General features: G+C 72.7%; 22 protein-coding genes. 13 read left to right on the top strand and 9 right to left on the bottom strand.

From position 1 onward, the window contains the following. Position 1: 1 nt before the first annotated feature. Genes ACQPXS_RS40515 through ACQPXS_RS40540 form a run of 6 tightly spaced genes read left to right on the top strand, consistent with a single transcriptional unit; the run spans position 2 to position 4,799 of the window. The gene (locus tag ACQPXS_RS40515; protein ID WP_433454515.1) at positions 2-1,342 is read left to right on the top strand and encodes an L-fuconate dehydratase; all 1,341 of its coding nucleotides are present in this window, start codon (positions 2-4) and stop codon (positions 1,340-1,342) included. After that, positions 1,339-2,094 carry an SDR family NAD(P)-dependent oxidoreductase gene (locus ACQPXS_RS40520; protein WP_433454516.1) on the top strand — a complete coding sequence of 252 codons (756 nt, stop codon included), beginning with the start codon at positions 1,339-1,341 and terminating at the stop codon, positions 2,092-2,094. The genes ACQPXS_RS40515 and ACQPXS_RS40520 overlap by 4 nt, the downstream gene beginning before the upstream one ends. Next, on the top strand, positions 2,091-3,062 hold the full coding sequence (locus ACQPXS_RS40525) for an aldo/keto reductase (RefSeq protein ID WP_433454517.1): 972 nt from the start codon (positions 2,091-2,093) through the stop codon (positions 3,060-3,062). Before ACQPXS_RS40520 ends, ACQPXS_RS40525 begins: the two co-directional genes overlap by 4 nt. Further along, positions 3,059-3,409 (top strand): L-rhamnose mutarotase, encoded by a 351-nt coding sequence (locus ACQPXS_RS40530; protein ID WP_433454518.1) that lies wholly within the window; start codon positions 3,059-3,061, stop codon positions 3,407-3,409. The genes ACQPXS_RS40525 and ACQPXS_RS40530 overlap by 4 nt, the downstream gene beginning before the upstream one ends. Next, a complete protein-coding gene (locus ACQPXS_RS40535; RefSeq protein ID WP_433454519.1) occupies positions 3,406-4,245 on the top strand; it encodes an amidohydrolase family protein in 840 nt (279 codons plus the stop codon). Before ACQPXS_RS40530 ends, ACQPXS_RS40535 begins: the two co-directional genes overlap by 4 nt. Positions 4,246-4,298: 53 nt before the next feature. Beyond that, a complete protein-coding gene (locus tag ACQPXS_RS40540) occupies positions 4,299-4,799 on the top strand; it encodes a cupin domain-containing protein (protein WP_433454520.1) in 501 nt (166 codons plus the stop codon). Between the two features lie 57 nt (positions 4,800-4,856). Here the strand turns inward: ACQPXS_RS40540 and ACQPXS_RS40545 are convergent, their stop codons facing one another. Further along, complete coding sequence (locus tag ACQPXS_RS40545; RefSeq protein ID WP_433454521.1) at positions 4,857-6,278, bottom strand: lipase maturation factor family protein; 1,422 nt, start codon at positions 6,276-6,278, stop codon at positions 4,857-4,859. Positions 6,279-6,409: 131 nt separating this feature from the next. Between ACQPXS_RS40545 and ACQPXS_RS40550 the strand changes: the two genes are divergently transcribed. The 3 genes from ACQPXS_RS40550 (at position 6,410) to ACQPXS_RS40560 (ending at position 10,680) form a co-directional block, all read left to right on the top strand. Next, the gene (locus tag ACQPXS_RS40550; RefSeq protein ID WP_433454522.1) at positions 6,410-7,606 is read left to right on the top strand and encodes a DUF6777 domain-containing protein; all 1,197 of its coding nucleotides are present in this window, start codon (positions 6,410-6,412) and stop codon (positions 7,604-7,606) included. Positions 7,607-7,690: 84 nt separating this feature from the next. Next, the gene (locus ACQPXS_RS40555) at positions 7,691-9,772 is read left to right on the top strand and encodes a SpoIIE family protein phosphatase (protein ID WP_433454523.1); all 2,082 of its coding nucleotides are present in this window, start codon (positions 7,691-7,693) and stop codon (positions 9,770-9,772) included. A gap of 44 nt (positions 9,773-9,816) precedes the next feature. After that, positions 9,817-10,680, top strand: coding sequence for an Fpg/Nei family DNA glycosylase (locus ACQPXS_RS40560; protein ID WP_433454524.1), 864 nt, complete (start codon positions 9,817-9,819; stop codon positions 10,678-10,680). 23 nt (positions 10,681-10,703) lie between these two features. Here the strand turns inward: ACQPXS_RS40560 and ACQPXS_RS40565 are convergent, their stop codons facing one another. From ACQPXS_RS40565 to ACQPXS_RS40585, 5 genes are all read right to left on the bottom strand, one after another. Continuing rightward, positions 10,704-11,357, bottom strand: coding sequence for a zf-HC2 domain-containing protein (locus ACQPXS_RS40565; protein ID WP_356307069.1), 654 nt, complete (start codon positions 11,355-11,357; stop codon positions 10,704-10,706). Between the two features lie 174 nt (positions 11,358-11,531). Next, positions 11,532-12,047 carry a hypothetical protein gene (locus ACQPXS_RS40570; protein WP_365324578.1) on the bottom strand — a complete coding sequence of 172 codons (516 nt, stop codon included), beginning with the start codon at positions 12,045-12,047 and terminating at the stop codon, positions 11,532-11,534. A 154-nt stretch (positions 12,048-12,201) separates the two neighbouring features. Beyond that, the gene (locus ACQPXS_RS40575; RefSeq protein ID WP_356307073.1) at positions 12,202-12,771 is read right to left on the bottom strand and encodes a sigma-70 family RNA polymerase sigma factor; all 570 of its coding nucleotides are present in this window, start codon (positions 12,769-12,771) and stop codon (positions 12,202-12,204) included. A 117-nt stretch (positions 12,772-12,888) separates the two neighbouring features. Continuing rightward, on the bottom strand, positions 12,889-14,313 hold the full coding sequence (locus ACQPXS_RS40580; RefSeq protein ID WP_433454525.1) for an amino acid permease: 1,425 nt from the start codon (positions 14,311-14,313) through the stop codon (positions 12,889-12,891). Positions 14,314-14,363: 50 nt separating this feature from the next. Next, the gene (locus tag ACQPXS_RS40585; protein WP_433454526.1) at positions 14,364-15,311 is read right to left on the bottom strand and encodes a LysR family transcriptional regulator; all 948 of its coding nucleotides are present in this window, start codon (positions 15,309-15,311) and stop codon (positions 14,364-14,366) included. A 109-nt stretch (positions 15,312-15,420) separates the two neighbouring features. On the opposite strand from ACQPXS_RS40585, the gene ACQPXS_RS40590 reads away from it, so the two are divergent. After that, entirely contained in the window at positions 15,421-16,680 is a 1,260-nt protein-coding gene (locus ACQPXS_RS40590) for an MFS transporter (protein WP_433454527.1), read from the top strand. Here the strand turns inward: ACQPXS_RS40590 and ACQPXS_RS40595 are convergent. Then, positions 16,616-17,119, bottom strand: coding sequence for a universal stress protein (locus tag ACQPXS_RS40595; RefSeq protein WP_365324587.1), 504 nt, complete (start codon positions 17,117-17,119; stop codon positions 16,616-16,618). The genes ACQPXS_RS40590 and ACQPXS_RS40595 overlap by 65 nt on opposite strands. A 185-nt stretch (positions 17,120-17,304) precedes the next feature. On the opposite strand from ACQPXS_RS40595, the gene lysX reads away from it, so the two are divergent. Beyond that, positions 17,305-20,583, top strand: a complete 3,279-nt coding sequence (gene lysX / locus ACQPXS_RS40600; protein WP_433454528.1) for a bifunctional lysylphosphatidylglycerol synthetase/lysine--tRNA ligase LysX — start codon at positions 17,305-17,307, stop codon at positions 20,581-20,583. On the opposite strand, the gene ACQPXS_RS40605 is transcribed toward lysX, so the two are convergent. After that, positions 20,528-21,985, bottom strand: a complete 1,458-nt coding sequence (locus tag ACQPXS_RS40605; protein ID WP_433454529.1) for an MFS transporter — start codon at positions 21,983-21,985, stop codon at positions 20,528-20,530. The two genes, lysX and ACQPXS_RS40605, sit on opposite strands and share 56 nt — an antisense overlap. A 213-nt stretch (positions 21,986-22,198) precedes the next feature. Between ACQPXS_RS40605 and ACQPXS_RS40610 the strand changes: the two genes are divergently transcribed. After that, on the top strand, positions 22,199-23,032 hold the full coding sequence (locus tag ACQPXS_RS40610) for a polysaccharide deacetylase family protein (RefSeq protein WP_433454530.1): 834 nt from the start codon (positions 22,199-22,201) through the stop codon (positions 23,030-23,032). Between the two features lie 39 nt (positions 23,033-23,071). On the opposite strand, the gene ACQPXS_RS40615 is transcribed toward ACQPXS_RS40610, so the two are convergent. Beyond that, positions 23,072-23,743 (bottom strand): class F sortase, encoded by a 672-nt coding sequence (locus ACQPXS_RS40615; RefSeq protein ID WP_433454531.1) that lies wholly within the window; start codon positions 23,741-23,743, stop codon positions 23,072-23,074. 332 nt (positions 23,744-24,075) lie between these two features. Between ACQPXS_RS40615 and ACQPXS_RS40620 the strand changes: the two genes are divergently transcribed. Next, positions 24,076-24,690, top strand: coding sequence for a hypothetical protein (locus tag ACQPXS_RS40620; protein ID WP_433454532.1), 615 nt, complete (start codon positions 24,076-24,078; stop codon positions 24,688-24,690). Positions 24,691-24,738: the final 48 nt, after the last annotated feature.

Below are 24,738 nucleotides of genomic sequence, written 5' to 3' on the forward strand. Positions count from 1 at the left end.
AGTGTCCCAGGCCCCCGCCCGCGTCATCGCGGTCGACACCCACGACATCCGTTTCCCCACCTCGCGCGAGCTGGACGGCTCCGACGCGATGAACCCGGACCCCGACTACTCGGCGGCCTACGTCGTGCTGCGTACCGACGCCGCCGACGGGCACGAGGGACACGGGTTCGTCTTCACCATCGGGCGGGGCAACGACGTCCAGGTCGCCGCGATCGACGCGCTGCGGGACCATGTGCTCGGCCGCGACGTGGCCGAGCTGTGCGCCGACCCCGGCTCGCTCTTCCGGGACCTGATCGGCGACAGCCAGCTGCGCTGGCTCGGCCCCGAGAAGGGCGTGATGCACATGGCGGTCGGCGCCGTCGTCAACGCCGTCTGGGACCTCGCCACCCGCCGCGCCGGAAAGCCGCTGTGGCAGCTGCTGGCCGACGCAGAACCCGAGTGGCTGGTCGGGCAGATCGACTTCCGGTACATCGCGGACGCGCTCACCCCCACCGAGGCCCTCGACCTGCTGAGGCGGGGGAGGGAGGGAGCCGGGGAGCGCCGGGTACGGCTGCTGGAGCACGGCTACCCCGCCTACACCACGTCCCCGGGCTGGCTCGGCTACGACGACGACAAGCTCGGCCGGCTCGCCGCGCAGGCCGTCGCCGACGGCTTCACACAGATCAAGCTGAAGGTCGGCGCCGACCTCGACGACGACATCCGGCGCTGCCGGGTCGCCCGCGCGGTCGTCGGACCGGACATCCGGCTCGCCGTCGACGCCAACCAGCGCTGGAACGTGGACGAGGCGATCCGCTGGACCAAGGCCCTCGCCGAGTTCGACCCGTACTGGATCGAGGAGCCCACCAGCCCCGACGACGTCCTCGGCCACGCCACGATCCGCCGCGCGGTGGCCCCGGTGAAGGTCGCCACCGGCGAACACGTGCACAACCGGATCATGTTCAAGCAGCTCCTCCAGGCGGGCGCCCTCGACATCGTCCAGATCGACGCGGCCCGCGTCGCCGGCGTCAACGAGAACCTCGCCATCCTGTTGCTCGCCGCCAAGTTCGGCGTGCCCGTCTGCCCGCACGCGGGCGGCGTCGGCCTGTGCGAACTCGTCCAGCACCTGTCGATGTTCGACTACCTGGCCGTCTCGGGCACCACCGAGGACCGGGTCATCGAGTACGTCGACCACCTCCACGAGCACTTCGTCACGCCCGTCGTCATCCACGACGGCCACTACACCGCACCCACCGCGCCAGGCTTCTCCGCCGCCCTCCGCCCCGAGTCGATCGCGCGGTACACCTTCCCCGGCGGCACCTACTGGGCCGCCGACCCCGAGACCCAGAAGGGACAGGCCGCATGAGCGACTTCGAGGGCCTGAAGGCCCTGGTCACCGGTGGTGCCTCCGGCATCGGCCGGGCCACCGCCGATCTGCTCGCCGCCCGAGGCGCCCGGGTCGCCGTCCTCGACCGGGACCCTGCGGACGTCGACAAGCCGCTCCTCGCCTACCGCGCCGACGTGACCGACGACGCCTCCGTCCGCCTGGCCGTCGAGCGGGCGGCCGAGGACCTCGGCGGGCTGGACGTCCTGGTCAACAACGCCGGGATCGGCGCCCAGGGCACGGTCGAGGACAACGACGACGCCGAGTGGCAACGCGTCTTCGACGTCAACGTCCTCGGCATGGTCCGCACCGCCCGCGCCGCCCTGCCGCACCTGCGCCGCTCGGACCACGCCGCGATCGTCAACACCTGCTCCATCGCGGCCACCGCCGGACTGCCCCAGCGCGCCCTGTACAGCGCCACCAAGGGGGCCGTGTACTCCCTGACCCTCGCCATGGCCGCCGACCACGTCCGCGAGGGCATCCGCGTCAACTGCGTCAATCCCGGTACGGCGGACACGCCGTGGATCGGACAACTGCTGGACGCGGCCCCCGACCCGGCCGCCGAACGCGCCGCCCTGGAGGCTCGCCAGCCCACCGGCCGACTGGTCTCCGCCGCCGAGGTCGCGGGTGCCATCGCCTACTTGGCCAGTCCGCTGTCCGGCGCCACCACCGGCACCGCCCTCGCCGTCGACGGCGGCATGCAGGGGCTCAGGCTGCGGCCGGTGGGACGGTGACGCGACTCGGCCGCAGCCAGGTCGAGGTCACCCCGCTCGGCTTCGGCGCCGCGACACTCGGCAACCTCTACCGTCCGGTGGACGAGGAGCAGGCGCGGGAGGCCGTACGGGCCGCCTGGCAGCGCGGCATCCGGTACTTCGACACCGCCCCGCACTACGGGCTCGGGCTGTCCGAACGCCGGCTCGGCGCCGCCCTGCGCGCCTACGACCGCGCCCGCTTCACCGTCTCCACCAAGGTCGGCCGCCGCCTGGAACCCGCCGCCGGCACGGGCGACGACCTGGCGCACGGCTTCGCCGTACCCGACACCCACCGCCGGGTGTGGGACTTCAGCGCCGACGGCGTCCGCCGCACCCTGGAGGCGAGCCTGGACCGTCTCGGCCTGGACCGCGTCGACATCGTCTACCTGCACGACCCCGACGACCACGCCGAGCAGGCCTTCCGCGAGGGCTACCCGGCCCTGGAGAAGCTGCGCGCCGAGGGCGTCGTCGGCGCGATCGGCGCCGGCATGAACCAGACCGCGATGCTCACCCGGTTCGTCCGCGACACCGACGTGGACGTGGTCCTGTGCGCGGGCCGCTACACCCTGCTCGACCAGAGCGCCGGCGCCGAACTGCTGCCCACGGCCGCCGAGCACGGAGTGTCGGTGGTCCTCGGCGGCGTCTTCAACTCGGGCCTGCTGGCGGATCCGACGCCCGAGTCGACGTACGACTACAGCCGTGTCCCCCCGGAGTTGCTGGACCGGGTCCTGCGCATGAAGGCGGTCGCCGAGCGGCACGGCACCACCCTGCGTGCCGCCGCACTGGCCTTCGCCTCCGCCCACCCGGCCGTCGCCAGTGTCCTGCCCGGACCTCGCTCCGCGCCCGAAGTCCACGACTGCGCCGAACAGTTCGCCTCCACCGTCCCGGCCGAGTTCTGGCAGGAACTGCGGGAGTCCGGCCTGCTGCCCCGAGAGGAGGGCCCGTCATGAGAGTCGCCTTGCACACCGAGGTCCGCGCCGACAGGATCGCCGAGTACGAGGCGGCCCATCGCGAGGTCCCGGAGGGACTGACCCGCGCCATCCGCGCCGCCGGCGTCACCTCCTGGACCATCTGGCGGTGGGGATCCCCCCGCGCGAGCGAAGCCGAGCGTGGGGGAGGCACCGACCTGTTCCATCTGCTGGAGTGCGCCGACCACGCCCGCCTGCTCGCCGAACTGGAGCAGCTGCCGGTCAACGTGGCCTGGCAGGCCCGTATGGCCGAGCTGCTCGACGTCGTGCACGACTACTCCAGCGAGGGCGCGGACGCCGGGCTGCCCGTCGTGTGGGAGCTGCCGTGACCGTCGACGCCCACCACCACGTCTGGGACCTGTCCGTCCGCGACCAGGACTGGATCAAGGGGCCCGAACTCCAGCCCCTGCGCCGGAACTTCGGCCTCGCCGACCTGGATCCGGAGGCCCGCGCGGCCGGAGTGGACCGTACGGTCCTCGTCCAGACCGTCACCGTCGCCGGGGAGACGCCCGAGCTCCTCGCGCTCGCGGCCGGACACGGCCTCGTTGCCGGGGTCGTGGGCTGGACCGACCTCACCCGCCCCGACATCGCCGACGCACTGTCCCGGCTGCGCGAACTCCCCGGGGGCTCTTTCCTGAAGGGCATCCGGCACCAGGTCCAGGACGAGCCGGACCCGTGGTGGCTGCTGCGGAAGGACGTACAGCGCGGCCTCGCGGCCGTGGCGACCGCGGGGCTCGTGTACGACCTGGTCGTGCTGCCCCACCAGCTCCCGGCCTGCGCCGAGGCCGCCGCCCTGCTGCCGCAACTGACGTTCGTCCTCGACCATTTGGGCAAGCCGCCGATCGCCACGGGAGAACGCGAACCCTGGGCGTCCGCCCTGCGGGCACTCGCCGCCCTCCCCAACACCGTCGCCAAACTCTCCGGCCTGGTCACCGAGGCCGACCACGCCTCCTGGACGACGGCCGACCTACGGCCGTACACGGACACGGCACTGGAGGCCTTCGGCCCCGACCGGCTGATGTTCGGTTCCGACTGGCCGGTGTGCACGCTGGCCGCCACCTACACCGAAGTGCGCACCGCCATGTCCGAGCTGACCGCGGACCTCGGCGACGCGGACCGCCATGCCCTCTTCGAGGGCACCGCCGCGGCCGTCTACGGTCTGTGACCCACGGCGTGGGCGACGGGCGCTGTGGGGACCCGTACCTCACAATGGCCGACATGGCCGATGATCAGCACCGCTCGCCCGCCGCTCCCTTGCTGCGCGCCCCCGAGGACGGTGAACGCATCGACGTCGCCGGCGTCGCGCACTTCTTCCGGCTCACCGGCGAGCACACGGGCGGGCGCTTCGCCTTCGAGGAGTTCGGCCTCGCCCCCGGCACCATCGGCGCCAGGCCACACGTGCACGATGCACACGACGAGTACTTCTACGTGCTCGAGGGCGAGTTGACGCTCCACACCGGCGAGGGCGAGGTGACGGCCGGCCCCGGTCACCTGCTCGCCGCGACCCGCGGCACCCCGCACGGCTTCCGCAATGCCGGCCCGGTCCCGGCACGCGCGTTGTGCCTGATGACCCCGGCCGGGTACGAGAACTACTTCCGCGACGTGCACGCCGCCGTGAGCGCCGGGGCCGAGGCGACCGAGGAACTGCTGGCCGAGTTCCGCGGCCGCTACCGGACCCGGTCCTACCCGATTCCCCCGGAGAACCGAAAGGAGCCGTAGGCCGAGCCCTCGGGCCGACCCCCCGTGCCGAAGCCTCCCGTCGGAGGGCCCGGCCGCTCACGACCGCCCGGCCACCTCCGCCAACCGCGTCGGTGGCAGGTACTCCCGGACGTACGTCCGCTCCCAGCACGCCCCGCTGTCCCGCAGCTCCCGCCAGGTGGTGTAGCGGTAACGGAACAGGCGGGCGCGGACATACCGGGGCGGGGTGTCCGAGGGGAACGGGGAGCGGCGCAGCAGGCGCAGGGTGTCGCGGTCGTTCTCCAGCAGGCGTTCCACCAGACCCCCGAACCATTCACCCGCATAGCCCGGGGACAGCGCCGCGAACCACATCAGCCAGTCCAGGCGCAGATGGTAGGGGGCGAACTGGCGGGGCCAGTGCCGGGTGTCGCCCGGTTTGCCGCGGAACTCGTACTCCCGCCAGTCCGAGTCCTCGCGCGGCACGTCGTCCAGCGTGCCCTCGACCACCACCTCGTAGCGGACCCGGCTCACGCTGCCGAACGCGCCGTAGGTGTTCACCAGGTGCAGCGGGTCGAAGGAGCGGTTCATGACCTGACGGCGGGAGATCATGTTGACCACCGGGCGGTAGCTCAGGAAGAGCAGCAGCGCGGCGACCGCGAGCACCAGGACCTCGTACCACAGCGGCGCCGCCGGCACGGAGGGCGCGGACGCGGGGATCCGCAGCGCGGACAGGGCCAGCACGATGGTGATCCAGTTCAGCCAGGAGAAGTTGCCGGACAGCACCAGCCACAGCTGGGTGACGATCATCAGGGCAGCGGCGGCCGAGGCGATCGGCTGCGGGGTGAACAGCAGCACCGGCACGACCAGTTGGGTGACATGGTTGGCGGCCACCTCCACCCGGTGCAGCGGCTTCGGCAGATGGTGGAAGAACCAGCTCAGCGGGCCCGGCATCGGCTGTGTCTCGTGGTGGTAGTCGAGGCAGGTCAGTTTCCGCCAGCAGGCGTCACCGCGCATCTTGATCAGCCCGGCGCCGAACTCGACCCGGAACAGGATCCAGCGCAGCAGGAACAGCACGACGATCGGCGGCGCCACCTCGTCGTTGCCGAGGAACGCGGCCAGGAAGCCCGTCTCCAGCAGCAGCGACTCCCAGCCGAACGCGTACCACGTCTGGCCCACGTTGACGATCGACAGATACAGCGCCCAGGGCACCAGCCACAGCAGGATCCCGGCCCACAGCGGAAGCAGGGAGTCCGCGCCGGCGAGCAGCGCCGCCGACACCGCGGCACCGGCCCAGGCGCACCCCGCGAAGAAGCGGTCGGAGTAGTGCAGATGGAACAGGCTCGGCGCCCGTTTGAAGGGGATCCGTGCCACGAACCGGGGGATCGGCAGCATGCCGCGCTCGCCCAGCAGCGCCCGGAACTGCAGGGCCGCCGTCAGGAAAGCCACCAGGTACAGGGCGGCCAGAGCCCGCTGGAAGACCAGCCGGGTCAGCCAGTAGTCGGGAGCGGTGAACCAGTTCACGGCTGTGCGCGCCCTTCGTCGCGGCTGGACCGCCGGTGTCGCCTTCATCATGACCTGCCCCCGAGTTGCCAGCCAATCGGCCGCGATGCAAACAATGGGGGGAATTCACCCACAGTGATGCGGAGTGTACGGTGCGGATATCCACCGGATTCATCGTCACGGCCTGCGCTCTCTCGGTGGCGCTCCTCGTCGCCGGCTGCGCACGCCTCGGCGTCAAGGAGGCCCGGATGGGCGAGGAGGTCTATCTCCTGCCCGCCGCGATGCAAGGGCCGGACCCCTTCACCGGTTCCACGGTCACCGCACCGACGGCGTCCGGCACCGGGAGCGCCGACCCGACCGCGTCGCCGCGTGCCGGCGCGGTCGAGCCCACGGCCGCCGGACCGCCCGTCACCGGATCCTCCCCGCCTGCACTGGCCGCCGGGCTGGTCGCCGTACCCCCGCGCCCCATGCGCGTGCTGTCCGGAGCGACGCCCGGCCTCTACGGCGGTACCGTCCGCGTCGCCGGCTGCGACGTCGAACGGCAGATCGGGTATCTGACGGCGAACCGGGCCAAGGGTGACGCCTTCGCCCGCGCGGCCGGTGTCTCCGCGAGCGGCGTTCCCGGCTATCTGCGCGGCCTGGCCCCCGTGATGCTGCGCGCCGACACCCGGGTCACCGACCATGGCTACCGCGGCGGGCGGGCGGTCGACTACCAGGCCGTTCTCCAGGCCGGCACCGCGGTCCTCGTCGACGACCGCGGGCTGCCCCGGGTGCGCTGCGTCTGCGGCAACCCGCTGGGCTCGCCCGCGCCGACCGCCGGCTTCAGCGCCCGTGGCAGTGCCTGGTCCGGCTACCGTCCGGACCGGGTGATCGCGGTGACGCCCGCGCCCCGCGCGGTCGACAGCATCACGATCGTCAACGCCGAGACGCGCACCTGGATCGAGCGCCGCATCGGTCACGACGTACGCCACGACCGGGTCGTCCCCGCGCCCGACTGGGCCACCGCCCCGCCCGACGGCGACCCCGACCCCGACCCGGCGGACACCGCCTCCCCCGGCACCGCACCGCCGTACACCCTGCCCAGTCCGCAGCGGAGCGGGCCGGGGACCTCCCCGGGACCGGGCGGCGGGCGGTCCACGCCCGCCACCCTCACGGCACCGGACACGCCCGCCGGACGCGGCGCCCCGGTCCCCGGTACGGCCGACCCGAGCCCGTCGTCCCTCGATCTCGTCCCGGACGCCCCCGGCAGCCACGACCCGCTCTACGACTTCGGCCCACCGGACGCCCGGTCCAGCGCGGTCCCCGACGCGACGGACGGCGAAGTCACCGCGGACCTCTCCGGCGGCTGAGCCGGTTCGGCACGGGCGCTCACGCCCGGGATGCGGCCGGAGGAAGAGGTCGAAGAATCGGATAAATCCTGGCAAGGTGGGCGCATGGCAGTTCGGGGAGCGAGTGCCGTGTCACTCCCGGAGGACTGGCCCGCCCACCCGGATCCGATCCTGGCGCTCAACCGCATGGGCACCTTCGACTGGGACCTGGACACGGGTCTGTTCCACATGGACGCCCAGGCCCACGAGGTGTTCGACCTGCTGCCCGAGGAGTACGACGGACGCCCCGAGTCCCTCGCCGTCCGGGTGCCGCCGACGGAGTCCGCCCGGCTGGACGCGATGGTGGCCCGCGCCATCAAGGACGGCAGCGAGAACTACGGGGCCTACTTCCGCATCCGCTGCCGCGACGGCACCCCGCGCTGGACCCACACGCAGGGCTACATCCGCCGGGACGACACCGGCCGCCCGCGCCGGGTCGTCGGCATCGTCCGCGACGCCACCGAGGAGCTCGCCGAGAGCGGGGCACGCAGCCTGCGGGCCGCCCAGGACGAGGCGTTCCGCCAGCAGACCAACGTCGCGCAGGCCGTCTCCGCCGCCCTCGCCCACGCCCGCAGCGTCCAGGAGGTCATCGACGCCCTCAAGGACACCCGCGGCATCCGCCACCTCGGCGCGGCCAGCCTGGTGATGGGGCTGGTCGAGGCCGGCCGCATCCGGCTGGTCGCGGAGGGACCCGTCGAAGCCTCTGTCCCCGGCACCCAGATCACCCGGATCGACGAGCAGTACCCGATGAGCGAGGTCGTCCGCACGCTCCGCCCGCGGTTCATCGAGTCCCCGGAGGAGTTCGCCGAGCGCTATCCGATCCTCTGGCCGCACCTCACCGACCTGCACGTCACCTCGGCCGCCTATCTGCCGCTGATCGCCCAGGCCCGCGCGATCGGCGGGATGGGGCTGCTCTACAGCGACCGGCGCGGCTTCTCCACCGAGGAGCGCGCCGTGCTGGTCGCGCTCGGCAGCAGCATCGCGCAGAGCCTGCAGCGCGCCATGCTCTACGAGCAGGAGCAGGACCTCGCCCGGGGGCTGCAGCAGGCCATGCTGCCGCGCACCATACCCAGTGTCCGCGGCGCCGACATCGCCGTCCGCTACCGCGCCGGCACCGCCGCGGGCGCCCTCGGCCGGGACATCGGCGGCGACTGGTACGACCTGATCCCGCTGCCCGGCGGCCGGGTCGGCGCGGTCATCGGCGACGTCCAGGGCCACGACACCCACGCGGCGGCCGTCATGGGCCAGCTGCGGATCGTGCTGCGCGCCTACGCCGCGGAGGGACACACCCCGGCCGCCGTGATGGCCCGTGCCTCCGTCTTCCTGCACGAACTCGACACCGACCGCTTCGCCACCTGCCTGTACGCCGAGGCCGACCTGTCCACCGGGGTGGTGCAGGCCGTCCGGGCCGGGCACATCGATCTGCTGATCCGGCACGGCGACGGCAGCTGCCGCCGGGTGCCGGTCGAGGGCGGGCTGCCGCTCGGCCTGTCCGCCGAGTTCGGCCGGCTGGAGTACCCCGTATCCACCCTCGAACTCGACCCCGGCCACACCCTGCTGCTGTGCACCGACGGGCTAGTCGAACAGCCCGGCGCCGACCTCGACGACGGCATACGCCGCCTTCTGTCGCTCGTCGCGGACGGCCCCGAGGACGTGCGGGAGCTCGCCGACCGGCTGATCCAGGTGGCCGAGGAGCGGGGCGGCGACGACGACGTGGCGCTGCTCCTGCTGCGCCGGCGCACCCCGGAGGCCCCGCCCGCCGGCGGCCGGCTCCAGCAGCACGTGGCGCCCGGCGACCCGGAAGCCCTCAGCCAGGCCCGGCACCTGATCCGCGCGGCGGTCCGCTCCTGGGGCCACCGCGACCGGGACGACGAGATCGAGCTCGTCGCCGACGAGCTGATCACCAACGCGCTGATGCACACCGAGGGTTCCGCGATCGTGACCCTGCGGGCCCTCGACGGCGGCCACCGCAGGCTGCGGATCGAGGTCGAGGACTCCTCCAGCGCCCTGCCGCGCCGCCGCGAGGCGGGGGAGGACGGCGTCTCCGGCCGGGGCCTGCTGCTCGTGGAGATGCTCGCCGACGCGTGGGGCGTCGAGGCGCGGGGCGGCGGCAAGGCGGTGTGGTGCGAGTTCCGCCGGGGCGGCTGAGGCGCCGCACCCGGTTTGCCGGTGCCGGATGGCACTCTGGACCCATGCCGGAACTGCCTGAGGTAGAAGCGCTGAAGGACTTCCTCACCACGCACCTGGTCGGCCGCCGGGTGGCGCGGGTGCTGCCGGTCGCCGTCAGCGTCCTGAAGACGTACGACCCTCCGGTCACGGCCTTCGAGGGCGCCGAGGTCACGGCTGTGCACCGGCACGGCAAGTTCCTGGACCTGGCGGCGGACAGCGGGCTGCACCTGGTGACCCACCTGGCGCGGGCCGGCTGGCTGCAGTGGAAGGACCGGCTGCCGTCCGGCCCGCCCAAGCCGGGCAAGGGCCCGCTCGCGCTGCGCGTGGCACTGGACACCGGCGAGGGCTTCGACCTCACCGAGGCCGGTACCCAGAAACGCCTCGCGGTCTACGTCGTCCGTGATCCGCGCCAGGTCGAGGGCATCGCCCGCCTCGGCCCGGACCCGCTGGCCGGCGACTTCGACGAGGACCGCCTCGCCGCCCTCCTCAAGGACGAGAGACGTCAGCTGAAGGGCGCCCTGCGCGACCAGTCCCTGATCGCCGGCGTCGGCAACGCCTACAGCGACGAGATCCTGCACGCCGCGAAGATGTCCCCGTTCAAGCTCGCCGCCTCCCTGACCCCTCAGGAGACCCATCGGCTCTACGCGGCACTCCGCTCGACGCTCACCGAGGCGGTCGACCGCTCCCGGGGCCTGGCCGCCGGACGGCTGAAGGCCGAGAAGAAGAGCGGCCTGCGCGTCCACGGCCGCACCGGCGAGCCCTGCCCGGTGTGCGGCGACACCATCCGCGAGGTCTCCTTCAGCGACTCCGCGCTCCAGTACTGCCCCACCTGCCAGACGGGCGGCAAGCCCCTGGCGGACCGCAGACTGTCCCGGCTGCTGAAATGAGCCCCGGCCGCGATCCGGTGTGACTACGGCGCGTCGACGGACACCAGGCGCTGCCCGTCCGTCGTGCGCACGTCGTAGTGGGCGATCTCGTCGGGGTGCATCGTGGAGGATCCGAGCGCGGTGAAGGTGCCGGTGGCGTGGCCGGGTTCCATCCAGGTGCCGGCGACCTCCTCGGAGCCGTCGCGGCCCACGACGACGAGCCGGCAGGCGTGCGGGCCGGTGCCGTCCTTCACCTTCAGGGTCAGCCGGCTGCCCGTGTCGCCGTCGGCTGCGGTGACCTCGGCCCACACCCCGGTCTTTGGATCGGTCGCCGCGGTGACGTGCGCGGACGGTTCCGCGTGGCCGGCGAAGGCCACGATGCCCGGACCGGCCACGGCCAGCACCACGGATGCGGCCAGGCCGTACAGAAAGCGCCGGCGGCGCGCCCGATGCCGGTGCGCGACCTCGCCGAGCAGCCGGTCCAGCAGCCGGGGACCGGGCTGCGCCATGGGGTGCACAAAGCGCGGCGTGGCCCGGCGGTACAGCATCAACTGCCGTGTGGCGGGACCGAATTCGGTCACCTGTGCCGCGCACTGAGGGCACTCCATGAGGTGGTCCTCGAAGCGGAAGGCCTCCGCCTCGTCCAGCACGCCGAGCGCGTATGCGCCGACGTCGCGATGCCTTTCCAGGGACCTCATGCCGAATCCTCGTGCCGATGGGTGCGGGTGGGGTTACTCCGTGCACCCACCCGTACGCAGCCGACAGCCGAATCACTCAAGCCACCCACAGAATCCCGGACGAGAGATTCGGAGCCGCGCGGCCCGCGGATTGGTCCGATTCCGGAAAACTTCAGAAAGCCCCGGCGCGACGGGTCAGAACAGATGGATCGCGAGGTGCCCGAGGGGCAGCCCGAGCCGCCAGGCCGGGGTCCACACCTTCGGCCCGTCGTCCTCGCCGGCCGGCCCCCCGCCGCCCGGCACCGCGTCCAGGTCCGGCGCGAGCAGCTCGGTCTCCTCCAGCCAGCGCCAGGCGTCGGCGGCGAGGGCCAGGTCGGGCGAGCGGGTGCCGGAGCGCTCGGCCCGCTCGGTCAGCTCGGCCATGCGCTCGCGCACCCAGTCCCGCCACGGCTGGTCGTAGGCGGTCAGGGAGAGCCAGTTCTCCAGCTGGGAGATCACCCGGATGCCGGACAGCTCCCCGTCGGTGTCGGACAGGAAGACGGTGAGCGCCAGCGCGTCCCGGCCGGCCCGGAACTCGAAGGAGGTCGGCGGCATCAGGTCGCCGGTGCGCAGCAGTTCGTCGGCGATGTACTCGGCGTACAACCAGGCCATGGGGACGGCCAGTTCACCGCCGTCGGTGCCGTCCGTGCTCTCGTGCCCTCTGTGCTGCATCCCTTCCTGCCCTTCCTCCGGTACGTGCGCGTCGCCCGAGCCTCGTCGGGGTCGTGGCCCCGGCCGTCTGCCCGGAACGCGGATGAGGACAGCCCATTGCCCGAACGGGGGCCACAGCAAGGCGCTTTACCGAGGTTTGACCCGGCCTCCGGTTTCAGTGCAGGTCGGCCGCATAATCCGGAAGGACCCGGCGCAGCGCGCGCAGCGCGTAATACGCGCGGGACTTCACGGTACCGGGTGGAACGCCCAGGGTCTGCGCCGCTTCCGCCACACTGGCCCCGAGGAAATACACGAGTACCAGGACGTCACGGTGTTCCGGCGTGAGTGTCTTCACAGCCTCCCGGACATCGAGCATCGCGGCGGCCCGTTCGGCGTGATCGGCGGTCACCCGCGCGCTCTCCGGGATGTCGGCGCAGGTCTCCGGGGGCCGGGCCTGCCGGGCCCGCCGGGCGTCGATCGCGAGCCGCCGGGCGACCGTCAGCAGCCAGGGCCGTACCGAGTCGAAGTCCTCGGCGTGCAGCGCCTCGGGATGCTGCCAGGCGCGTACCAGGGTCTCCTGGACCAGGTCCTCGGCGCGCTGCCGGTCCCCGTCGCAGAGCCTGAGCAGCAGGGCGAAGAGCGGTCCGCCGTGCTCGCGCTGGAGCGCGGCCAGTTCGTGCTCGGCGGTCGTGGTCCCGTGGGCCCGTGCCGCCGCCTTGTGGATCAGTGAGGTTCCGGCCGTCATGGCCGTATGGCAGCGCAGGGCACGGCCGGGGGACAGGCCGCGCGCACGGCTCTGCGACGGACGGTCGATCGCGTCGGCGAACGGTCGGACGAACGGTCCTGCCCCCCCGCCGGGGGTTCATTCGGCGGGCCGCACCTCGGCCAGTGCCGAGCGCCGGTAGGAGTAGCCGAAGTAGATCACGCACCCGATCACGAACCACACCGCGAACCGCACCCAGGTCTGCCACTGCAGGAACGTGATCAACCAGACCGAGAAGATGCAGCCCAGTGCGGGTACGACCGGCATCCACGGGGTACGGAAGGTGCGCGGCAGCTCCGGGCGCCGGTAGCGCAGCACGATCACCGCCGCGCACACCACCACGAACGCCAGCAGGATGCCGATGTTGGTCAGCTCGGCGGCCGAGCCGATCGGGACGAACCCGGCGATGGCGGCCGAGGCCACCCCGGCGATCCAGGTCACCCGGGTCGGCACATGCCGCGTCGGGTGGGTCCTGGCGAACCACGGGGGCAGCAGACCGTCACGGGACATCGAGAACCACACCCGGGTCACGCCCAGCATGAACGTGAACATCACGGTGAGGATGCCGATGATCGCGCCCACCGCGATCACGTCCGCGAGCGCGTCCAGGCCCACGGACTTGAACGCGCTGGAGAAGCCGCTCTCCGGGTCGATGGACTTGTAGTTCTGCATGCCCGTCAGCACCAGGCAGGCCGCCACGTACAGCACCATCGAGATCATCAGCGAGTAGATGATCGCCTTCGGCATGTGCCGCTGGGCGTCCTTGGACTCCTCGGCGGCCGTCGACATGGCGTCGTAGCCGAACACCGCGAAGAACACGGTCGCCGCGCCGGTGAAGGCACCGCCGATGCCGAACGGGAAGAACGGGTGGTAGTTCGCCGAGTCGATGTGGAACACGCCCACTCCGATCACCAGCAGCACCACCAGCACCTTCAGTGCGACGACGAACGTCTCGAAGCGGGCCGCGCTGCGCATGCCCAGGTTCAGCAGCCAGGCGATCAGCAGGCACAGGATCGCCGCGAACAGGTCCACCCGGTGCCCGGCCCCGGTGCCCGGCGCCCCCAGCATCCACTGCGGCAGTTGCGCGCCCATCTCCTCGACCAGGAAGCCGAAGTAGCCCGAGATGCCGATCGCCACCACCGCCACGATCGCGGTGTACTCCAGCAGCAGGTCCCAGCCGATGAACCAGCCCGCGAACTCGCCGAGCACCGCATAGCCGTAGGTGTACGCCGATCCCGCCTTCGGGATCAGTCCGGCGAACTCGGCGTACGACAGCGCCGCACAGGCGCTCGCCACACCGGCGATCAGGAACGACACCACCACCGCCGGACCCGCCGTGCCGTTGGCGACCGTGCCCGCGAGCGTGAAGATGCCGGCGCCGATGATGCCGCCCACCCCGATCGCGGTGAGCTGCCACAGTCCGAGCGAGCGGTCCAGCCGGGTGCCCTCGCCGACCTCGGTCTCCTCGATGTGTTCGATGGGTTTGCGCCGGAGAATCCCCTCACCCGCGCGGAGCCTGGCCATGCGCCTCACCTCTTCGCCGACGGCAGCGGCTGACGGCGGATCATGATGGCTCAGGTGCGCCGCACTGGGAAGACGCCACGCACGGCCCAGGCGGGCGTCCAGGTGCGGGACGCGGGCCGGGCCGGCATGCGTGCGGTGAGATGGGCGCGCAGCGCGGCGAGTCCCGGGTGCGTGTTGGCCGCGGCCCAGACCAGGGAGTGCGGGTACACCGGGGTCGGGTCGACGAGCGGGATGCGCCGCAGGTCGTGCCCGGCGGGCCAGACGAGCCGGGTCTGCTCGCCGACGAAGGTGGCGAGCGAGGCGGAGTCCGCGACCGTGTCGAGCAGGGGCTCGGTGCCGAAGTCCGGGCCGACCGAGTCGATGGTCAGCCCGAACTCGGCGGCGAGGGCCGTGTAGTAGGCGGCCCACTCGGTGCCGTCCACGATGCCCGGCATCCAGATCCGGTGCCCGGCCAGCTGCTCGGGCGTCACCGACCGGGCCCCGGCGAGCGGGTGCCGCGGGCCGGTGAGCAGCTGGAGCGGCTCGTCCAGCACCCGGGCCGCCCGCAGCCCCTCGGGAAGCCGGGTGGTCACCGCGCGGAAGGTCGCGTCGATCGTGCCCGCCCCCACGGCGGCCACGGCCGAACCGGCATCGAAGAGCGTCACGACGTCGAGGGCCGTGCCGGGCTGTGCCTCGTGGAAGGAGCGCAGCAGGGCGGCGGGGGCCAGCTTGGCCCCGATCACGTCGACCCGCAGCGCCCGCCGTCCCGGCCGTACCGAGGCCAGCGCCCGTTCCTCGGCCAGCAGCAGCTCCCGGGCGTGCGGCAGGAACGCCTGCCCGTCGATGGTCGGCTGCGCCCCGCGCGCCGTCCGGGTGAACAGCCGCACACCGAGGTCCTTCTCCAGTGCGGCGATCCGCTTGGAGACGGCCTGCTGGGTGATGCCGAGGACGGCCGAGGCCTCCTGGAACTGCCCGGCGTCCACCACGGTGACGAAGGTGCGCACGGCCTTGAGGTCCACACCGCCCACCCTACTTGTACAACCGTTGGTTGTGGCTGATGTCTTCCCGGTTGTTTGATCCAGCGACGGTCCGCCGGATTTCATGGCCGGGGTCAACGGGAGGTTGTGCATGAAGCTGGGGCGGCGGTTCGGATGGCTGTGGGCGGCATACTCGGTGAGCGCGCTCGGCACCTACCTCGCCTTCGACGCCTTCTCGGTGATCGCGGTCCTCGCGCTGCACGTCGGGCCGGCCGAGGTGGCGCTGCTCGCCGCGACCGGGCCCGCGGTGGGTGCCGCGCTGGCGGTGCCGCTCGGGCCGTGGGTGGAGTTCCGGCGCAAGCGGCCGGTGATGATGGCGATGGACCTGGTCAGGTTCGCCGCGCTGCTCACCATCCCCGCCGCCTACGCGTTCGGCGGGCTCGGCCTCGGTCAGCTGCTGTGCGTGTCGGTGATCGTCGCGGCGGCCGACATCACCTTCAACGCGGCCTCCGGCGCCTTCCTGAAGTCGCTCGTGCCGGCCGACCGGCTGCTCACCGCGAACTCCCGGTTCGAGTCCACGAACTGGACCTCGCTGGTCCTCGGACCGCCCCTCGGCGGCGCCGCGATCGGCCTGTTCGGTCCCGTCACGACGGTCGTGGCGAACGCGGTCAGCTTTCTGCTGTCGGCCCTGGGCATCCGGGCCGTCGGCGGCGGTGAGCCGCGCCCCGAGCGCACCGGCGCCGAGCGCCTGCGGGCGGCCGACCTGCTCGACGGCTGGCGGCACATCCTCACCAGCCCGGACCTGCGGCCGCTGTTCTTCAACAACCTCGCGGGCAACGCCCTGATCATGGTCGCCATGCCGCCTCTGGCCGTCCTCATGCTCGGCCCGCTCGGCTTCGCCCCCTGGCAGTACGGCCTCGCCTTCGCCGTGCCCTGCCTCGGCGGCCTCCTCGGCTCCCGGCTGGCCCGGCCCCTCGTCGCCCGCTACGGACAGCGGCGGGTGCTGCACGCCTCGGGCACCCTGCGCGCCGTCTGGCCCCTCGGGCTGGCCTTCGTCCAGCCAGGGCTGCCCGGACTGCTGCTGGTGATGGCCGTGGAGTTCGGGGTGATCACCAGCTCGGGCGTCTACAACCCGGTGTACGCCACCCGCCGTCTGGAGTGCACCCCGGACGACCGGGTCGCCCGCACCCTGTCCGCCTGGTCGATCACCGGCAAGGCCACCACGGCCGCCCTGACCGCCCTGTGGGGTCTGCTGGCGAGCCTCACCGGCCCGCGCACCGCCATCGCCCTGGCCGGCGTCCTGCTGCTGGCGACGCCACCCCTGCTCCTGCGGGACTCGCGGAAGGCTACGGCACGACCGTCACCGGCCAGCGCCCCGCCTTCACCAGCCGGATCGCCACCGAGCCGATGATCCGGTGGCCGGCCTGCTCCGAGGCACCCACGACCACCGCGTCCGCCTTGAGCTCGTCGGCCGCCTTCACCAGCCCGCTGTAGGGATCGCCGCGGAAGGTGTGGAACTCCCAGCGCACCTCGAATATCCCCTTGACCCGCTCGGCCGCCTCCCGGATGTAGGTGACCAGGTCCTCGGCGATCTCGTCGGTCGTCTCCGCCACCGGCGCTCCGAGCGCCGCCCCGGCGGCCAGCACCGGCTGCACGTACACCACGGCCAGCAGGGCGCGCTGCCGCCGGGCGAGCCCGCCCGCGTACGCCGCCGCACGCAGCGAGGAGTCGGAGCCGTCGACCCCTACGACGATGACCTTCGGCCCGTCCGTGCCGCGCTCGAACTGGTGCGAATGCGAGTCCGGCTGCGAGTGCTGTTCCGTCACGGCCGTGAGGCTATCGGAATCCATGGTTCCTGCTAAGACGCGACAGTCTTCCGGCCGGGCCGCGCGGGCGTCCGGCGGACCTGCTGGTCGGGCGGACGAGCGGGGGCGCGGCGCCGTCCGGGGCGGGCGGGCGAGCGGCGGGCCCCTCGGCACCGGCCCGGCGCCCCCTCGACGGGCGAGGCGCGTGACCCCTTCCTACAGTCGGAACCATGACCGCCAGCGCGGAGCCCGCCGCACGGAGGGACCCCACGGCCCCGATACGCCCGCCCGCCGGCGGGCGCCTCGGCTGGGTGCCCGAGGCCTTCGCCACGCTCTTCGCCGCGCTCGGTCTGCTGTGCGCGCTGCTCGCGCTCATCGAACCGCTGCGCCGCCTGCTCCGCCCGGTCGCCCACACCCTCGACCTGCTGCTGGTGCCCATCAGCGCCAACCTGGCCTACGCCGTCTTCCTGTTCCTGCTGGCCGGCGCCACCGCCGCCCGCAAGAAGGTCGCCTGGTGGCTGGTCGTCGTCTATCTCGGGCTGCTGGTGCTCACCGACGCGCTCGGCGTGGGCCTCGGCCTGTACACCGAGTCGCTGCCGTCGCTGGTGCTGTGCGGCCTGCTGCTGATCCTGCTCGTCGTGGCCCGCGGGGAGTTCTACGCCGCCTCCCGGCGCGGTGCCGTATGGCGGGCGCTCGCCGTGCTGCTGGGCGGCCTTGTGGTGGCCATCCTGCTCGGCTGGGGCCTGGTCATGGTGTTCCCGGGCACCCTGCCGGCGAACGAGCACTTGGCCTGGGCGGCCGACCGGGTGTGCGGCGGGCTGGTCTCGGGCCGCTCCTTCTCCGGCCGCCCGCCCCGCAAGGTCACCTTCGTGCTCGGCCTGCTCGGCGCCCTCGCCCTCCTGAACGCCGCTACCGCGCTGTTCCGTTCCCAGCGGCTGGAGGCCGCCCTGCACGGCGACGAGGAGGCCCGCATCCGCGCCCTTCTGGCCGTCTACGGCGAGCGGGACTCCCTCGGCTACTTCGCCACCCGCCGCGACAAGGCCGTCGTCTTCTCGCCCAGCGGCAAGGCCGCCGTCACCTACCGCGTCGAGGCCGGCGTCTGCCTCGCCAGCGGCGACCCCGTCGGCGACCCCGAGGCCTGGCCGCACGCCATCGCCGCCTGGCTGGACGTGGCCCGCCGCTACGCCTGGGCACCCGCCGTGATGGGGGCCTCCGAGGAGGGCGCCCGCACCTACGCCCGCGCCGGACTCGGCGCCCTCCAGCTCGGCGACGAGGCGATCGTGCACGTGGCCTCCTTCGACCTCGACGGCCGCGACATGCGGGTGACCCGGCAGGCCGTGCACCGCGTCCGCCGTACCGGCGCGACCTGCCGCATCCGCCGGCACGCCACCCTCACCGAACACGAGATGGAGGAGGTCGTCGACAAGGCCGACGCCTGGCGCGACACCGAGACCGAGCGCGGCTTCTCCATGGCCCTGGACCGGCTCGGCGACCCCGCCGACGGCGACTGCCTGCTGGTGGAGGCCCTCGGTGAGGACGGCCGGCTCCTCGCCCTGCTCTCCTTCGTGCCCTGGGGCCGGGACGGCATCTCCCTGGACCTGATGCGCCGTGACCGCGCCGCCCCCAACGGGGTCATGGAGTTCATGGTCGCCGAACTGTGCGCCGCCGCCCCCAAGCTGGGCGTCCACCGGATCTCGCTGAACTTCGCCGTCTTCCGGTCGGTCTTCGAGGAGGGCGCCCGCATCGGCGCCGGACCCGTCCTGAGGCTCTGGCGCCGCCTGCTGCTGTTCTTCTCCCGCTGGTGGCAGCTGGAGGCCCTGTACCGCTCCAACGCCAAGTACCACCCGGACTGGTACCCGCGCTTCATCTGCTACTGCGACGCGGCCTCCCTCGCCCGCATCGGCCTCGCCTCCGGCATCGCCGAAGGCTTCGTCTCCGTACCGTCGTTGCGCAAACTCTGGGGAAAGGGGCACCCGAAGGCCGGGCAGCCGCCCGCCACCACCCACGGGCTGCCGCCCCTGACGGCGCTCGGCCTCGGAGGAGGGGACCGGGCCGGGCCCGCCGCACCGGACGCGGGCCTGCCCGACCAGGTCCGCGTGCGGCACCACAAACTCGACCGGCTCCGCGCCGGCGGCACCGACCCCTACCCGGTCGGCGTCCCCGCCCCCACCCACGCCCTCGCCGACGCGCCCCCCGACGAGGACGTCACCGTCGCCGGACGGCTCATGCTCGTCCGCGACTTCGGCGGCATCGTCTTCGCGGTGCTGCGCGACTGGTCCGGCGACCACCAGATCGCCCTCACCCGCGACCGCTCGGCCACCGCCCTCGACCGCTTCACCGCCGGCACCGACATCGGCGACCACATCACCGCCACCGGCCGCACCGGCCTCAGTGACAAGGGCGAACCCACCGTCTTCGTCACCTCATGGCAGCTCACCGGCAAGTGCCTGCGCCCGCTGCCCGACAAACGCCGCGGCCTCACCGACCCCGAGGCGAAGGTCCGCCGCCGCTATCTCGACCTCGCGACCAGCCCCGCCGCCCGCGCCGTGATCCGGGCCCGCTCCGCCGCCGTACAGGCCCTGCGCCAGGGCCTGCTGGACCGCGGCTATGTCGAGGTCGAGACCCCGATGCTCCAGCAGATCCACGGCGGCGCCAACGCCCGTCCCTTCACCACCCACATCAACGCCTACGACCTCGACCTGTATCTGCGCATCGCCCCCGAGCTGTACCTGAAGCGGCTGTGCGTGGGCGGCCTGGAGAGGGTCTTCGAACTGGGCCGCACCTTCCGCAACGAAGGCGTCTCCTACAAGCACAACCCCGAGTTCACGATGCTGGAGGCCTACCAGGCCTACGCTGACTACGACGTCATGCTCGACCTCACCCGCGAGCTGATCCAGGGCGCGGCGACCGCCGCCTTCGGCTCGCCGGTGGTCCGCAAGGGCGGGCAGGAGTACGACATCTCCGGTAAGTGGCCGGTCAGAACCGTGTACGGCGCGATCTCCGAGGCGCTGGGGGAGGAGATCGGCCCCGGTACCGAACTGCTGCGGCTGCACCGGCTGTGCGACCGGGCCGGGGTGCCGTACACCGCCGACGACGGGCCCGGAGACATCGTCCTGGAGATGTACGAGCGCCTCGTCGAGGAACGGACCCAACTCCCCACCTTCTACAAGGACTTCCCCACCGACGTCTCCCCGCTGACCCGGCAGCACCGCACCGACCCACGGCTCGCCGAGCGCTGGGACCTCGTCGCCTTCGGCACCGAACTCGGCACCGCCTACTCCGAGTTGACCGACCCCGTGGAACAGCGCCGAAGGCTCACCGAGCAGTCGCTGCTGGCCGCCGGCGGCGATGCGGAGGCCATGGAGCTGGACGAGGACTTCCTGGAGGCCCTGGAGTACGCGATGCCCCCTACGGGCGGGCTGGGCATCGGCGTCGACCGGCTGGTGATGTTCCTCACCGGCCTGACGATCCGGGAGACCCTGCCGTTCCCGCTGGTGCGCCGCCGCTGAGCCCCGGGTCCCCGGCGGCCGTCCGGTCGCCGCGCCGGGGCAGCGCCAGCAGGGCGATCGCCGCGGCGGTCAGACAGAGCGCCGTACCCAGTTCGAAGCAGTCGCGGAACGCGCCCGAGAGGAAGGCCCGGTAGTCCTTCATGCCGGACAGCGTGACGCCCCCGAACCGCTGCTGGGCGACCGTGACGATCCCGATGAACAGCGATGCGCCCAGTCCGGCGCCGAGCTGCCGGGAGGCGTTCAGGCCCCGGGGCAGCGCCGCGCTCACGGACCGTGCGAAGCCCACCGGCAGCGCGAGCACACCGCAGCCGAAGGCGATCAGCAGCAGCGGCAGCAGCACCTCCGCGAACCGGTAGCCCGCGCCCGGAAGGGCGAGCAGCACGAACCCCACGGCCGACACGGCGCAGGCCCCGGCGACCGTGGCGCCGAGCCCGACGCGGGCCGCGAGGCCGGGCAGGACCAGGCAGCCCAGCACCACACCGGCGACGGCGGGCAGCAGGGCCCAGCCGACCCGCATCGGAGAGAGGCCGCCGACCGTCTGCAGGGCCATGGTGAGGATCAGTACGGCACCGGACAGGCCCGCGGCCAGCAGCGCCACCACGGTGTAGGCGCCGAACGCGGCCCGCTGCCGGTGCAGCCGGGCGAGCAGCTCCGGCACGCCCTCGCCCCGGCCGAACCAGCCGAGCACGGACGGCACCAGCGCACCGGCCACGGCGATCACGATGACCGTGGTCGCGGACACGCTCCGGTCGCCGAGCCAGTCGGCGAACCAGGCCAGGAAGCCCAGCGGCACGACCGCCAGCGCGGCGGCCCCCACCCGGCGCCGGGCCGCCGGCTCGGGCGCGGACTCCGCCAGCGCGAGCGGAACCAGCAGCAGGAGCAGCACCCCGGCGGCGGCCTGCACCCAGAAGATCGTCTTCTCCGTCTCCGAGGCGTCCAGCAACAGGGTGCAGGGCAGCAGCGCCGCCGGGGTGGCACAGGCCACGACCGCGAAGTGCACGTTGAGCGCCCGGTCCCGGCCCGGGCCCGCCGGATGCGTGGCGTCGATCAGGGCCAGCGCACCGGCCGTGATCGCCGCCGCCGCGACGCCCTGCACCGCACGCGAGGCCATCAGCACCCAGGGTGCGGAGAACACCGCGGGGGCCGCAGCGGCGACGCTCGACAGCGCGAGCCCGCCCATCAGCACCCGCCGCTGCCCGAAGGCCCTGCCGAGGGCTCCCGCGAGCACCGGCAGCGCGGCGAAACACACGCTGTACGCGGTCAGCAGCCAGGTCAGTCCGGCGATGGCCAGCCCCCAGTCGCGCGCGACCAACGGCAGCGCCACCGCGAACGACGTCGTGTCGAAGACGACCAGGAACTGGGCGACGGCGAGCAGCACCACCGCGAGCGCGCTGCGCGGCACGCCGTTCGTATACGTTCCCCCGTGTGCGGCCAATTCGGCTCGACCCCCGTGTCCCACTTGGCATTTGCTGCGGACTGACTGCTTGTCCGATTGCTTATCAGAAGCCCGCGCGCGGGACCACCACGACCCCGCACTCGGCTGTTCGGGTGCTTTCCCGCAGCCGCACCGGTGTCGCTGTGGAGCGCCGGAGCCGGGTGGGGCGAGTGATGAGTCATGCAGAAGGATCAGTTGCTCACACGGCGCCGGATGCTCCTGACCGGCGGCGCCGCGCTGGGAGCCGCGGGTACCGCGGGAGCCGTCCTGGCGGGCGGCGCCCAGGACAGCGCCGGTACCGCCGACCCCGCTCCCGGACCGCAGGCCCGTCAGGCACTCAAGCCCTCCGCCTTTCGACTACAGCCGCTCACGGTCTACGGACCGCCGCGTGCCGTGCCGCACAGACTGAGGGTCCGCAAGGAGCCCGTCGTCCACATCTCCGGGCGCGGCCGGCACATGATGCTGACCTTCGACGACGGCCCCGACCCGGACTACACCCCGCACATCCTGGACACCCTCGCCAAGTACGACGTGCGGGCCATGTTCTTCGTGTGCGGCGAGCGCGTCGTGGACAACAAGGAGCTGGTGACCCGGATGGCCGACGAAGGCCATGCCGTCGGCAACCACACCTGGACGCATCCACTGCTGACGACCCTCAACCGCAGGCAGATCCACTCCGAGATGAAGCGCACGAGCGATGCCATCGAGGACGCCTACGGCGAGCGCCCCCAGTGGTTCCGCGCACCCTACGGTGCCTGGAACCGGGCCGCGTTCCAGCTGGGCGCCGACATGGGCATGGAGCCGATGGCCTGGACGGTGGACACCACCGACTGGATGGAGCCCGGCACGGGCGCCATCGTCGACCGGGTGGAGCACGGCGCCGCCCCCGGCGTCGTGCTGCTCTCCCACGACGCCGGGGGCGACCGGTCGCAGACCGTCCGTGCGATCCGTGAATGGCTGCCCCGCCTCCTCGACTCCGGATATCACATGACCGTGCCGCGCCGGCGCGTGTGACCGTTTTCCCGGCTCTTCGCCCGCCTGGTCGCGGTGGCCTCAGTTCACCGCGACCAGGCGGGCGAAGACGACGACGTTTCCGTCGTAACCGTTCTGCTTGGAAAAACCGCCGCCGCAGGTGATGACCCGCAGTTCCGGTGTTCCCTTCGAGCCGTACACGCGGTCGCCCGGAAAACCGCTCTTGGAGACGACCTCGACGCCATAGGTCTCGAACACCGCGGTCTTTCCGTCCTTGCGCGCCACCTCGATCCGGTTTCCCTTCTTCAAGGACCCGAGTCCGTAGAACACGGCCGGGCCCTTCTTGTTGTCGACGTGCCCGACGACGACGGCGGTGCCCTTCTCGCCGGGGGAGACCGCACCGGTGAACCAGCCCGCCAGATTGGGGTCGTCCGGCGGCGGTGCGGCTACCCAGCCGGCCGCGTCCAGACCGACGGGCATGACCGGCGCGTTCACCTGGATGGCGGGGATGCGGACCCGGTCGGCGGCGGAGAACCCGAGCGGCGCCGGAGCCGCGGAGAAGGTACCCGTGCCGGCGCGGCTGTCCGGGGCCGCCGCCGAGGCAGGCTGCGGCGGACCGATGTCGAACTCCCCCGAACCGTTCCGAATGAGCGCCAGACCGGTCAGCAGAGCAAGCGCTATCACGCCCCACGGGGCCCGTTTCCTCCGCCGTTCCTCCTCTTCGGCAAGCTCGGACAGCTCGGACGCAGACATTCGCCTTCCCCTCTCGACGCGGCCCACCACGTCCCTCGCGCATGGGAAAACGCTAAGTCCCGCGCGCGCGACGGGTGACAGGGGTGAGTGGCGAACGGGTGGCCCGGAGCCTGCGCGGTGCGCCATCCGAGTTGCGATTCGCCGATAATCTCTGATGGTCCGTGACCTGCGGCAATATCCGATTGTGTGCTTTTCGTGCGACGTGTTGTGTCACCAGGACGGACGATTCTCGACATGCGGGCGTGTTCCGCGCGTCCGAGGGTCTGTCCGGGAGGCGTTTTTCTCGCCGATCGACCGGGGACGGCTCCCGGGCGCCTCCCGCGGAGGATCGGATGCGAAACCAACGTGCCCTGGCGGCCGCGTGCGCCGCGGTGGCCGTGCTCGGGTTCGCCACCCCTGCCGCCCTCGCGGAGGGCGGGGGCGACGGCAGCGACCCGGACCACGGGATCAGCGGCAATTCCAACGATCGTGATCACTTCGACGACAGCGGGAACAGCGGCCGGGACGACGACTCCGGCGATCGCGATGACGACCTCGACGGCCGTGATGACGGCGGCCCCCGGAACATCGTCGCCCACCCCGGCGTGCTCCCGGCCGGCGGCCGGCTCGCCGTCACCGTGGACGGCTGTGACGACGGCGCCATGTCCTCCCGGGCCTTCGCCACCACCGGGCTCGACCGGCGGCGCGACGACAGCTCGCGCGGAACCGCACACGTCGACGGCGACGCCCGTCCCGGCCGGTACGACATCGCTGTCGACTGCGACGGCAGGACCCTGATCCGTCCGGCGGCGTTCACCGTGCTCGGCGGAGTCCAGGGGGGTGCCGGCGACGGCAGACCCACCGGTTCCACCCCTGCCGACATGGCCATCGGCGCCGGGCTCGTGACCTTGGCGGTCGTCGGGGGCGGCGCGTCCTGGGTGCGCCGCCGGAACGAGAAGCGGAGCTGACACCCCGCCGGCGGCCTTCCTTCGCGCGGCACACGCAGACACGGCGTT

The sequence above is a fragment of the Streptomyces sp. CA-142005 genome (genome assembly GCF_050942335.1).
Taxonomy (GTDB): Bacteria; Actinomycetota; Actinomycetes; order Streptomycetales; family Streptomycetaceae; genus Streptomyces.